This is a genomic window from Lysobacter sp. Root604 (assembly GCF_001427505.1).
Lineage (GTDB): Bacteria > Pseudomonadota > Gammaproteobacteria > Xanthomonadales > Xanthomonadaceae > Lysobacter.
The window spans coordinates 282,133-294,797 of sequence record NZ_LMGS01000009.1 but is presented as its reverse complement, the minus strand read 5'-3'; the positions used below and the strand labels follow the sequence as shown (position 1 = coordinate 294,797).

The 12,665-nt window shown below is 69.0% G+C and carries 8 protein-coding genes; 7 read left to right on the top strand and 1 reads right to left on the bottom strand.

Annotated elements, in window-relative coordinates; genetic code table 11:
* Positions 1-163 precede the first annotated feature (163 nt).
* The 7 genes from ASD69_RS09650 to folE all read left to right on the top strand — a co-directional run bounded on the left by ASD69_RS09650 (position 164) and on the right by folE (position 10,925).
* Entirely contained in the window at positions 164-3,331 is a 3,168-nt protein-coding gene (locus ASD69_RS09650; protein ID WP_056177287.1) for a multidrug efflux RND transporter permease subunit, read from the top strand.
* A gap of 100 nt (positions 3,332-3,431) precedes the next feature.
* Entirely contained in the window at positions 3,432-4,169 is a 738-nt protein-coding gene (locus tag ASD69_RS09645) for an SDR family oxidoreductase (protein WP_056177285.1), read from the top strand.
* Entirely contained in the window at positions 4,163-5,626 is a 1,464-nt protein-coding gene (locus ASD69_RS09640; protein WP_056177283.1) for an efflux transporter outer membrane subunit, read from the top strand. The genes ASD69_RS09645 and ASD69_RS09640 overlap by 7 nt, the downstream gene beginning before the upstream one ends.
* Before the next feature lie 388 nt (positions 5,627-6,014).
* Entirely contained in the window at positions 6,015-7,205 is a 1,191-nt protein-coding gene (locus tag ASD69_RS09635; RefSeq protein ID WP_056177281.1) for a 7TM-DISM domain-containing protein, read from the top strand.
* A gap of 53 nt (positions 7,206-7,258) precedes the next feature.
* Complete coding sequence (locus ASD69_RS09630; protein WP_162250640.1) at positions 7,259-8,443, top strand: 7TM-DISM domain-containing protein; 1,185 nt, start codon at positions 7,259-7,261, stop codon at positions 8,441-8,443.
* Between the two features lie 116 nt (positions 8,444-8,559).
* On the top strand, positions 8,560-10,245 hold the full coding sequence (locus ASD69_RS09625; RefSeq protein ID WP_056177277.1) for a diguanylate cyclase: 1,686 nt from the start codon (positions 8,560-8,562) through the stop codon (positions 10,243-10,245).
* A gap of 86 nt (positions 10,246-10,331) precedes the next feature.
* The gene (gene folE, locus ASD69_RS09620) at positions 10,332-10,925 is read left to right on the top strand and encodes a GTP cyclohydrolase I FolE (protein WP_056177274.1); all 594 of its coding nucleotides are present in this window, start codon (positions 10,332-10,334) and stop codon (positions 10,923-10,925) included.
* Positions 10,926-11,085: 160 nt separating this feature from the next.
* Here the strand turns inward: folE and ASD69_RS09615 are convergent, their stop codons facing one another.
* Positions 11,086-12,609 carry an FAD-dependent oxidoreductase gene (locus ASD69_RS09615; protein WP_056177272.1) on the bottom strand — a complete coding sequence of 508 codons (1,524 nt, stop codon included), beginning with the start codon at positions 12,607-12,609 and terminating at the stop codon, positions 11,086-11,088.
* Positions 12,610-12,665 lie beyond the last annotated feature (56 nt).

Below are 12,665 nucleotides of genomic sequence, written 5' to 3'. Positions count from 1 at the left end.
GTATGACTGCGGACCGCTAGCCGAACACCAAGCACAGGCAGGCCGCCGACGTCCCGCACGCGCGGGCGTCGGCCGCCTTCCGGCCAGGTTTCCGCAATCAAGGCCGACGCCGCGGCGTCGGCCGGGGACTCATGCGGCTACATGCCGCACCAAGGAATCCGTTATGGACTTTTCCAAATTTTTCATCGATCGGCCGATCTTCGCTGCCGTGCTGTCGATCGTGATCTTCGCCGCCGGCCTGATCGCGATACCGATCCTGCCGATCAGCGAATATCCCGAAGTGGTACCGCCCTCGGTGATGGTGCGCACGGTGTACCCGGGCGCCAACCCGAAGGTCATCGCCGAAACCGTCGCCACGCCGTTGGAGGAAGCGATCAACGGCGTCGAGGACATGATGTACATCAAGTCGGTCGCCGGTTCCGACGGCGTGCTGGCCATCACCGTCACCTTCCGCCCGGGCACCGATCCGGACGATGCGGCGGTGCGCGTGCAGAACCGCGTCAGCCAGGCGCTGGCGCGACTGCCCGAGGACGTGCGCCGGCAAGGCGTGACGACCCAGAAGCAGGCGCCGGTGTTCCTGATGGTGGTGCACCTGACCTCGCCCAACGGCAAGTACGACACCCTGTACCTGCGCAACTACGCCCGTCTGCACGTCAAGGATTCCCTGGCGCGCCTGTCCGGCGTGGGCGACGCGCAGATCTTCGGTGGCGGCGACTACGCCATGCGCGTGTGGCTGGACCCGGACAAGATCGCCTCGCGCGGTCTGACCGCCAGCGACGTGCTGCGCGCCATGCGCGAGCAGAACGTGCAGGTCTCGGCCGGCCAGCTCGGCGCCGAGCCCATGCCCAACAGCGACTTCCTGACCCTGATCAACGCCAAGGGCCGTCTGCAGAGCGAGGAAGAGTTCGGCAACATCGTGGTCAAGAGCGGCAACGACGGCGAGATCGTGCGCCTGTCCGACGTCGCCCGTCTGGAACTGGGCGCCGGCGATTACAGCCTGCGTTCGCAGCTGGACGGCAAGAACGCGGTCGGCATCGGTATCTTCCAGTCGCCGGGCGCCAACGCCCTGGAGATCCAGGAGCAGGTGATCGCCAACATGGATCGCCTGTCCAAGAGCTTCCCGGAAGGCATCAAGTACGAAGCCGTCTACGACACCACCATCTTCGTGCGCGATTCGATCAAGGCCGTGGTGACCACGCTGCTGGAGGCGATCGCGCTGGTGGTGCTGGTGGTGATCCTGTTCCTGCAGACCTGGCGCGCCTCGATCATCCCGCTGCTGGCGGTGCCGGTCTCGGTGGTCGGCACCTTCGCCGCCCTGTACCTGCTCGGCTTCTCGATCAACACCCTGACCCTGTTCGGCCTGGTGCTGGCGATCGGCATCGTCGTCGACGACGCGATCGTGGTGGTGGAGAACGTCGAGCGCAACATCGAGGAAGGTCTGACCCCGCTGGCCGCGGCGCATCAGGCGATGAAGGAAGTGTCCGGCCCGATCGTCGCGATCGCGCTGGTGTTGTGCGCGGTGTTCGTGCCGATGGCGTTCCTGTCGGGCGTGACCGGTCAGTTCTACAAGCAGTTCGCGGTGACCATCGCCATCTCGACGGTGATCTCGGCGATCAACTCGCTGACCCTGTCGCCCGCCCTGGCCGCGCGTCTGCTCAAGCCGCACGGCGCCGCCAAGGATGCGCCCTCGCGTCTGATCGATCGTCTGTTCGGCTGGATCTTCCGTCCGTTCAACCGCTTCTTCGCCTCCAGCTCGCAGAAGTACCAGGGCGCCGTCTCGCGTGCGCTGGGCAAGCGCGGCGCGGTGTTCGTGGTGTACGCGGTGCTGTTGGTCGCGACCGGCTTCATGTTCAAGCTGGTGCCGGCCGGTTTCATCCCGCTGCAGGACAAGCTGTACCTGATCGCGGCGGTGAAGTTGCCGGAAGGTTCCTCGATCGCGCGCACCGACGCCTTGCTGAAGAAGGTCACCGACATCGCCGGCAAGATCGACGGCGTGCAGAACACCATGGCCTTCCCGGGCTTGAACGCGGTGCAGTTCACCAACACGCCCAACACCGGCGTGGCGTTCCTGCCGCTCAAGCCCTTCAGCGAGCGCAGCCGTAGCGCGGTGGAGATCACCGCCGAGCTCAACCAGAAGATCGGCGGCTTCCAGGAAGGCTTCACCTTCGCCCTGATGCCGCCGCCGATCCTCGGCCTGGGCAACGGCGCGGGCTACCAGATGTTCATCGAGGACCGCAGCAACCTGGGTTACGGCGCGCTCCAGAACGCGGTCAGCGCGTTCCAGGGCACAGTCATGCAAACCCCGGGCATGGGCTACGCCAACAGCACCTACCAGGCCAACGTGCCGCAGCTCGACGCCGAAGTCGACCGCGTCAAGGCCAAGGCGCAGGGCGTGCCGCTGACCGAGTTGTTCGACACCCTGCAGACCTACCTGGGCTCGGCCTACGTCAACGACTTCAACCAGTTCGGCCGCACCTGGCAGGTCATCGCACAGGCCGACGGTTCGTTCCGCGACAGCGTCGAGGACATCGCCAACCTGCGTACCCGCAACGACCGCGGCGAGATGGTGCCGATCGGTTCCATGGTCAGCGTCAAGCAGACCTACGGCCCCGACCCGGTGCTGCGCTACAACGGCTACCCGGCCGCCGACATCGCCGGCGACGTCGATCCGCGCGTGATGTCCTCGGCCCAGGCCATGGACGTGGTCAAGGACGTGGCCGCCAAGGTGCTGCCGCACGGCATGGAAATCGAATGGACCGACCTGAGCTACCAGCAGGCCAGCCAGGGCAATGCCGCGCTGATCGTGTTCCCGCTGGCCATCCTGCTCGCGTTCCTGGTGCTGGCGGCGCTGTACGAAAGCTGGACCCTGCCGCTGGCGGTGATCCTGATCGTGCCGATGTGCATGCTGTCCGCGCTGCTCGGCGTGTGGCTGACCGGCGGCGACAACAACGTGTTCGTGCAGGTCGGTCTGGTCGTGCTGATGGGCCTGGCGTGTAAGAACGCCATCCTGATCGTCGAGTTCGCCCGCGAACTGGAACTGCAGGGCAAGGGCATCATCGAAGCCGCGCTGGAAGCCTGCCGCCTGCGTCTGCGTCCGATCGTGATGACCTCGATCGCCTTCATCGCCGGCACCGTGCCGCTGGTGCTGTCGCATGGCGCCGGTGCGGAAATCCGCTCGGTCACCGGCATCACCGTGTTCGCCGGCATGCTGGGCGTGACCCTGTTCGGTCTGTTCCTGACCCCGGTGTTCTACGTCGCCCTGCGCAAGCTGGCCGGCAGCAAGCCGCTGGTCAACCACTCGGCCGATCACGCCGCCTCCGCGCATGCCTGATCGGCGCACGCCCACGATGCAAGGCCTGGCGGTGGGCTCCTCCACCGCCGGGCCCTCGGACCGGATCCGGTCCGTCCCCCACGAATCAAGGAACTCTCCCATGGCTAACCCACACGCTTCCAAGATCGCGCTGGTCACCGGCGCCACCCGCGGCATCGGCCTGGAGACCGTGCGCCAGCTCGCCGGCGAAGGCGTGCACGTGCTGCTGGCCGGCCGCGATCGCGGCAAGGCGGTCGAGGCCGCGCTGCAGCTGCAGGCCGAGGGCCTGCCGGTCGAAGCGATCGCGCTGGACGTCACCAGCGACAGCAGCATCGCCGCCGCCGCCGAAGAGGTCGCCGCCAAGCACGGCCGTCTCGACATCCTGGTCAACAACGCCGGCGTGTTCCGCGACGACGGCCAGCTCAAGCCCTCGCAGCAGAGCCTGGACATCTGGCTGGAAACCTTCAACACCAATCTGTTCGGCCTGATCGCGACCACCCAGGCCTTCCTGCCGCTGCTGCACAAGGCGCCGGCCGCGCGCATCGTCAACGTGTCCAGCATCCTGGGCTCGATCGCGCTGCACCAGGACCCGGCCTCGCCGATCTATCACTACAAGGTGCCGGCCTACAACGTCTCCAAGACCGCGGTGAACGCCTGGACCGCGCACCTGGCCTACGAGCTGCGCGACACCCCGCACAAGGTCAACACCCTGCACCCCGGCTCGGTGAAGACCGACATGAACGCCAACGGCGACATGAGCATTCCCGACGGTGCGCGCACCAGCGTGCGTCTGGCGCTGATCGACGAAGCCGGCCCCAACGGCGGCTACTACCACCTCGAGGAATCCCTGCCATGGTGATCCGTACCCTGGCGCTCGGCGTCGCCGCGGCGCTGCTGAGCGCGTGCGCGGTCGGCCCCGACTACGTGCGCCCGACCCTGGCCACGCCGGACCACTTCGCCCACGCCGGCGAAACCGCCGTGGTCGCCGCCACCGCGGCGTCCACCACCGCCAGCCCGGAAACCGACGTCGAGTTCTGGCGCGGCTTCAACGACCCGATGCTGACCCAACTGGTCGAAGAGGCGCTGTCGGCCAACCACGACCTGCGCATCGCCCTGTCGCGCTACGACCGCGCCAACGCGCTGCTGCGTGGCGCCAAGTTCGATCGCTTCCCGACCCTGACCGCCAGCGCCAACGCCCAGGACGCGCGTTCCAGCAGCGACCAGCTGCCGGGCGTGCCCGCGGCCGGCCGCGACAACGAAAGCTACAGCGCCGGGGTCAACGCCAGCTGGGAGCTCGATCTGTGGGGCCGCGTGCGCCGCAACGTCGAGGCCCAGCGCGCCGATACCTGGGCCACCGCGGCGGATCTGCAGGCCCTGCAGGTCACCATCGTGGGCGAGGTCGCCAGCGGCTACGTCGAACTGCGCGGCCTGCAGGAACGCCTGCGGGTGGCGCGCGAGAACGCCGACAACCAGCGCGAGACTCTGCGCCTGGTCGACGCGCGCTTCAGCGCCGGCCGCGGCACCGAGTTCGATACCTCGCGCGCGCGCGCCCAGCTCGAGGCCACGCTGTCGCGCGTGCCGGCGCTGGAAGCCCAGGTCGCCGTCGCCATGCACCGCCTGGCGGTGCTGACCGGCCGAACCCCCGACGCCTTGATCGCCCAGTTGGAACCGCAGCAGCCGCTGCCGGCCTTGCCGGCGCTGCTGGACGCGGGCACGCCCGGCGATCTGCTGCGCCGCCGTCCCGACGTCGCCGCCGCCGAACACCGCCTGCACGCATCCACCGCGCGCATCGGCGTGGCCACCGCCGACCTGTTCCCGCGCTTCACCCTGGGCGGGCTGATCGGCAGTCAGGCGATCGACAGCAGCGCGCTGTTCGAACGTGCCAGCGAAACCCGTCTGGTCGCGCTGGGCATCGACTGGTCGTTCCTGGACATCGGCCGCGTGCGCGCGCGCATCGCCGCCAGCGATGCCGACGCCGCCGGCGAACTCGCGCGCTATCAGCAGGCCGTGCTGCTGGCGCTGGAGGACACCGAGAACGCGCTGGTCCGCTACGGCCGCGCGCGCGTCGAGGACGGCCACCTGGAACGCGCCGCGATCGACAGCGCCAAGGCCGCGCAGCTCGCACGCGTGCGTTACGAGGCCGGTGCGGCCGACCTGTTCGAAGTACTGGACGCCGAACGCACCCAACTGCAGGCGCAGGACGCCTTCGCCGACGGCCGTACCCGCAGCGTCACCGGCGCGGTCGCGCTGTACAAGGCGCTGGCCGGCGGTTGGTCTTCGCGCACGCCTCTGCGCGAAGACGTGGCCTCGCGCTGAGGCAGCGGTTTTGCGGCGGTCGGCCCGGCCGTCGCACGGCCCGCCTCCTGGTGGCGGGCCGGTTTTTCGCTGGCCGCGGCGCTCCGCTCGACCGGAACGCCGCGCGATGTCGCGGTAATGCGCTGCCGGCCCGGCGCGCATTCGCCGCGATGGTTGGACCGATGGAGCGACCGACGCGCCGTCGTTCCGTCTGTTTACCGATGAGCCGGTGGATGGCGTCAGTCCCTCCCCCTCGAATACGTCGCCGCCGGCTCATCGGCTTTCTTTACCCGATCGTCCCGCTGCGCGACGGAGTGCGCGTGGCGATGTCCGGCTTGCGCGCCGGGTTCACTGTATTCCCGATGCCCAAGGGCTAGACTTCCCGCCGACATCGCTGTCGGGACCCTGTATGCGCGCAAGCTGGATATCGGCCTGGATCGCGCTGTCGATCGCATTGGCCGCCGTGTTCGCGACGCCCGCCGCCGCGCAGTCGCTCACGGTGGAAGTGCTGCGCGTGGACCAGTTGCAGCGCGAGCGGCCGCTGAGCGCGCCGACGCTCGCACGCTGGACTGCGGCGACGCCGAAGGACACGATCCGCCTCGAGCTGCCGCGCCAGCCCATCGGCCACTGGTTGCGCCTGACCGTCGATCGCGACATCGGCGCCGGCGAACGACGCACGGTCTCCATCGCGGGCGCACGCACCTACGGGTCTCTGAGCTACTACCCGCCGGGGTCCGCCCGCAGAACCGTGATCAGTCCCGTGCAGCACGACCAGTCGACTCTATTGCAGTTGGGCTGGGATCTGCCTCTGAGCGAGGGCTGGAAGCACGGCGACGCGATCTATCTGCGCATGCAGGGACATATTTCCAGCGCCCTCAGCCTGAGCCTGTCGACCCGCGCCGAGATGGCGCGCAAGCACGAGAGCGACCGCCGCTTCGCGATCCTGGCGTACTCGGCCTTGCTGCTGATGACCCTGCTCGTCGCCGGCTTGTGGGCGACGACGCGCGAGGCGGTATATCTGTACTACTGCGGCTATACGGTGTGCATCTCGTGCTACCTGTTGCTGCTGTCCAAGCTGATCGAAATTCCAATCAGCTGGGGCAGTTCCGCCGCGCGCCATGACGGCGCGGCCTGGGCGGCCGCGACCCTGGCGACGGTGTTCCAGATCGCCTTCAGCCTGCGTTTTCTCGAACTGTCGCGCTGGTTGCCGCGCATCGCGGCGATCCTGCGCGCCATCGTATGGCTCAATCTGGCCTGGCTACTGGTGTTGCTGACGGCATTTCAGACGGTCTATATGTACTGGTACCTGGGCGGCAACGGCCTGCTGCTGGCGACGATCGTGCTGTTGGTGTATTCGGCGGTCGTGGCCTGGCGCCGCGGCGCCGAGTACGCGGGCTATTACCTGCTGGGTTGGACGCCGCTGATGGCCTTCGCCGCCCTGATCGCGATCAAGACCTTCGGCTTGGGCGACATCGAGTGGGCCGAACGCGGCCTGGTGGTGGCGGTGGTGTTGGAATCGGGCGTGCTGGTGTTGGCGCTGACTCAGCGCGCGGCGGCACGCCATCGGCACACGCTGAAAACGAGGCCGGCGCCGCCCTGAATCGTTAGACTGCCGATACGAACAGACGGCAAGAGACCGGCATGCATAGGGACATGAGGACTGCATGGATCGCGATGCTGGCCGTGCTGGTCGGTTTGTTCGCGGCGGCGGCCGGCGCCCAGACGCTGACGGTCGAACGTCTGCAGGCCGACGGCAGCAGGTGGTCGCGTCCCGATGCCAGTCGGGCGGTGCAGCGCTGGACCGCCGCGGGCCCCGATGTCCCGATGCGTATCGAGCTGCCACGCAGCCCGGATGGGCACTGGCTGCGTTTGTCGATCGACCGCGATATCCCCGCCGCCAGCCAGCGCGTGGTGGTGCTGCGCAGTCCGCAGGCCTACGGCATGGTCGCTTACTATCCGCCTGGATCGGAGCGGCTGTCGCTGATCGGCTATGTGCGCGACGACGGCCCCCGACTGCTGCGGCGCGGCTGGGCGCTGCCGCTGAAGGCGGGCTGGAGCGCCCACAGCGTCGCCTACGCCCAGATTTCCGCACGCAACGACACCATGCTCGATATCGCTCTGGCCGATCGCGCCGTGCTGATGCGCGAACTGGAGAGCGATCGTCGGTTCGCGATCGTCGTGTACGCCTTGATGCTGACGATGACCCTGGTGGTCGCCGGCTTCTGGGTGGCGTCGCGCGATTCGGTGTACCTGTACTACTGCGGCTACATGATCTGCCTGTCGATCTACCTGCTGTTGATGACGGCCTGGATCAAGATACCGGTCGAATGGTTCGGTTCGGCGGTGCAGCGCGACGGTGCGGGTTGGTTCGTCGCTACCTTGACCACGATGTTCCAACTTTGCTTCACCGTGCGCTTCCTCGAACTTCCCCGCTTGCTGCCGCGCGCGGCGACCGCGCTGCACGCGATCGTGTGGGCTAACGCGCTCGCGCTGGCGGCGCTGGTGTTGATGTTCGACTTCGTCTACCAACACTGGTACGTGGTCGGCAACGTCCTGCTGCTGCTGTCGATCCCGATCATCGTCTATGCGGCGATCGTGGCCTGGCGGCGCGGCTCTCCGTACGCGGGCTATTACCTGATCGGCTGGACGCCGCTGATGCTGTTCGCCGGGCTGGTCGCGGCCAAGACCTTCGGCCTCGGCAACTCCTACCTGATCGAACGCGGACTGCTGCTGGCGGTGGTGATGGAAACCGGCGTGCTGATGATCGCGCTGACCCAGCGCGCGGCCGAACGGCACCGCCGCGAGCAGCGTCAGGCCAGCGGGCGCGGTCGCCGCTAAGGCCGCCGATGCTCGCGGCGGTCGCGGCGAGCCTCGATCGCGCAATGTTACCCGCCGATGCGGCCGAGCGCGTCTGCAGACGCTAGACTCCGTCCATGCCGCTGGGGAATCGACGGATGCGCAGGATCTGGGGCAGCGCCATGCTCGCGCTGACGTTGGCGTTCGCCTGCATGCCGGCCATGGCGCAATCGTTGAAGGCCGAGCTGCTGCTGACCGAGGGCGAACTCGACGGGCCACCGGCCTCGGCGCCGGTGACCGAGCGCTCGGTCGCCGAGGCGCCCGGCGACCTGGTCTACCTGACCATGCCGCGCCGCGAGGCCGGCTATTGGATCCGCCTGACCACCGACCGCGACATCGCCGCCAGCGAAAGCCAACTGCTGGTATTGCGCGGCGCGCGCGTGCGCGGGCCGGTCACCTATTACCCGCCGGGCGCGCCGCCGCGCATCGTCAACGACGCCGAGAACGGCGGCCCGGTGCTGCTGCGGCGCGGCTGGGTGCTGCCGCTGCCCAACGGCTGGACCCGCGGCGACGTCGCCTATCTGCGCGTGGGCGGCAATACCGCCGAGGCGCTGAGCCTGCGTCTGGCGACCGTGCCCGAGCTGGCGCGCCAGGAGCGCGGCGATTCGCGCTTCATGGTCGCCGCGTTCACCGCGATGATGTTGATGGCGGTGGCGATGATCGCGATCTGGTACGCCTTCCGCGACCTGGTCTACATGGCCTACGGCGCCTACCTGGCCTGCGCGGCGATCTACCTGCTGCTGGTGTCCGGCGATGCGGCCGAGATGTGGGGCTTGGCCGGGCTGGCCAGCGGCCGCCTGACCGTGACCTGGACCCTGGCCACGCTGGCCACGATCTTCCAGCTCGGTTTCAGCCTGCGCTTCCTGGAGTTGCCGCGCCTGCTGCCGCGCCTGGCGGTGCTGGTGCGCACGGTGCAGTGGGCCAACATCCTGTGGCTGGCCGTGCTGCTGGCGCTGCGCGAGCGCGTGCACGACTTCTGGTACATCGGCGGCAACGCCCTGCTGCTGGTCGGCATTCCGCTGATGTTCGCCGCCGCGATCATGGCCTGGCGCCGCGGTGCGCCGTATGCGGGCTATTACCTGCTGGGCTGGACGCCGCTGCTGCTGTTCGTCGGTGTGCTCGCGGCCTATCCCTTCGGCGTCGGCCGCGCCGAGTGGGCCGACCGCGGCCTGGCCCTGGCGGCGGTGCTGGAATCGGGCGTGCTGGCGCTGGCGCTGAGCCAGCACGCGGCCAATCGCCACCGCCTGTCCCTGCTGGCGCGCCAGTCCGGCGACCGCGATCCGCTGACCGGCACCCTCAACGCCTCGGCGCTGCGCCTGCTGCTGGAGACCTGGTCGGCGCCTGGCAGCCTGGGGCTCAAGCATCACGGCCTGCTGCTGCTGGACCTGGACGGCTTCGGCGAGATCAACGCCCGCTACGGCCGCGCGATCGGCGACGCCCTGCTGCAACAGGCGCTCGCGCGCATTCGCGGGGTGCTGCGCCCGGACGACACCATCGCGCGCATGGGCGGCGACAGCTTCGCGGTGGTGGCCGAATGCGAGCGTGTGGATTGCGAGCTGCTGGGCCGGCGCCTGGCCGACGCCTTCGGCCAGCGCCCGTTCCGCATCGACGGCCACGAGATCGCGGTCAGCGCCAGCGTCGGCCTGGCCATGGCCCAGCGCGGCGAGCCCGTGCAGAGCCTGCTCGACCGCGCCGAGCACGCCCTGCTCAGCGCCCGCAACACCGGTCGCAACACGGTCGGCATCGCGCCCGCGGCGGCGCTGCCGGCGCTGGAAGCGGGCTGAGCCGGCGCGGGGACGGAACACAGTGTGTTTCCGATGCCCGAGCGCAGTGGAGTAGGATGCCCATCCCCCATTGCTGAGGCTGCGTCATGGCCGACGACAAGAACAAGCCGTCCCGCGAACAGGCCGAATCGGCCGTGCGCACGCTGTTGGCCTGGGCCGGCGAAGACCCCGCCCGCGAGGGCCTGCTCGACACGCCCAAGCGCGTGGTCGAGGCCTACGGCGACTGGTTCAGCGGCTACGACGACGACCCGCGCGACTACCTCGCGCGCACCTTCGAGGAAGTCGCCGGCTACGACGAGCTGATCGTGCTGCGCGACATCGAGTTCGAAAGCCATTGCGAGCACCATATGGCGCCGATCATCGGCAAAGCCCACGTCGGCTATCTGCCCAACGGCAAGGTGGTGGGCATCAGCAAGCTGGCGCGCGTGGTCGAGACCTATGCGCGCCGCTTCCAGGTCCAGGAGAAGATGACCGCGCAGATCGCGCAGTCGATCCAGGACGTGCTGCAGCCGCTGGGCGTGGGCGTGGTGATCGAAGGCGCGCACGAATGCATGACCACGCGTGGCGTGCACAAGCGCGGCGTGAGCATGATCACCTCGAAGATGCTCGGCACCTTCCGCGAGGACGCGCGCACGCGCGCGGAGTTCCTGCGGTTTATCGATGTGGGTCCAGGGCGGTAAAGGCTGCCCTCATCCGCCCTCCGGGCACCTTCTCCCGCAGGCGGGAGAAGGGACAGCAAGGCTTCGTGCTTCAGTCTTTTCCGCTCTGAAGCCCCTCTCCCGCTAGCGGGAGAGGGGTTGGGGTGAGGGCGCGCGGGGCAGCAAACTCACCTTGAGACTCTCAACCCATTTCCGTAGCCAAGATCTCCAGCGGCGCCACCACCGCCGCCTCCCGCAGCAACGCCACGATCCCCGCCGCCGCCTCGCGCCCCTCGTAAGCGGCCGTCACCACCAAGTCCGCGCCGCGCACGCCATCGCCACCCGCGAACACCCGCGGATGCGTGGTCTGGTACGGCCGCGTCTGCGCGACCTCGCTGCGGCGCGACTTACAGCCGCCGGTGTTCGGCACCCGGATGCGGCCGTCGCTTTCCAGCTCGATGCCGTGCGCGGCCAGCCAGGCCGGCGGATCGGGCTGGAAGCCGAACGCGATCACCACCACGTCCGCCTCCAGCACCGATTCGCTGCCCGCCACGATTTCGGCGCGCTGGCGGCCGCGCGCGTCGGGCGCGCCCAGCACGGTCTCGGCCACGCGCACGCCGCTGACCCGGTCCTCGCCCAACAAGGCCAAGGGCTGACGGTTGAACAGGAAGCGCACGCCTTCCTCGCGCGCGTTGGCGACCTCGCGCGCCGAGCCCGGCATGTTGGCCTCGTCGCGGCGGTATACGCAGCTGACCTCGGCCGCGCCCAGGCGCACCGCGCTGCGCACGCAGTCCATGCCGGTGTCGCCGCCGCCGAGCACGACCACGCGCTTACCGTGCAGGTCGGGCAGTTCGATGTGATCTTCCCAGCCCGCGATCGCGCGGCCGGCGGTCATCGCCTCGCCTTGCACCAGGCGCCCGTTCTGGACCAGGAACGGCAGCGCCGGCAGCACGTTGGTCAGGTCCTGACCGGGCAGGCCGCCGTCGGTATAGCGGTAGCTGCCCAGGCCCAGGAACACCGCGTCGAAGTCGGCCAACAGAGTGTCGAAGGCGATATCGCGGCCGATCTCGACGCCGAGGCGGAACTCCACGCCCATGCCTTCCAGCACCTCGCGGCGGGTGGCGATCACCGACTTCTCCAGCTTGAAGCTGGGAATGCCGAAATGCAGCAGCCCGCCGATGGCCTCGTAGCGGTCGAACACCACCGCGTCGATGCCCGCGCGCGCGAGGCGGTCGGCGCAGGCCAGACCGGCAGGTCCGGCGCCGACCACGGCCACGCGCTTGCCCAGGCGCTGCACGGTCGACAGGTCCGGACGCCAGCCGCCGTCCAGGGCCTTGTCGACGATGTACTTCTCGACCGCGCCGATGGTGACCGCGCCGAAGCCGTCGTTGAGCGTGCAGCTGCCCTCGCACAAACGGTCCTGCGGGCACACGCGGCCGCAGATCTCGGGCAGCGGATTGGTTTCGTGGCACAGCGCGGCGGCTTCGTCGATGCGGCCCTCGCGCGCCAGCTCCAGCCAGTTCGGAATGTAGTTGTGCAGCGGGCAGGCCCAGCCGCAGTAGGGGTTGCCGCAGTCCAGACAGCGGCCCGCCTGCTTCTTGGCCTCGGCCTCGCCGAAGCGCCCGTACAACTCGCCCCAGTCGCCGCCCTGGCGCAGCGCCAGCGGAATCCGCGCCGGCATCTCGCGCGGCGCTTCGCGGAATTGGAACACCTGCTTCTTACTCATCCTGCCTGACCCCGTGGGCTGCGTTGTCGCGTGCGGTCTGAGGTATTCGCGGTGAA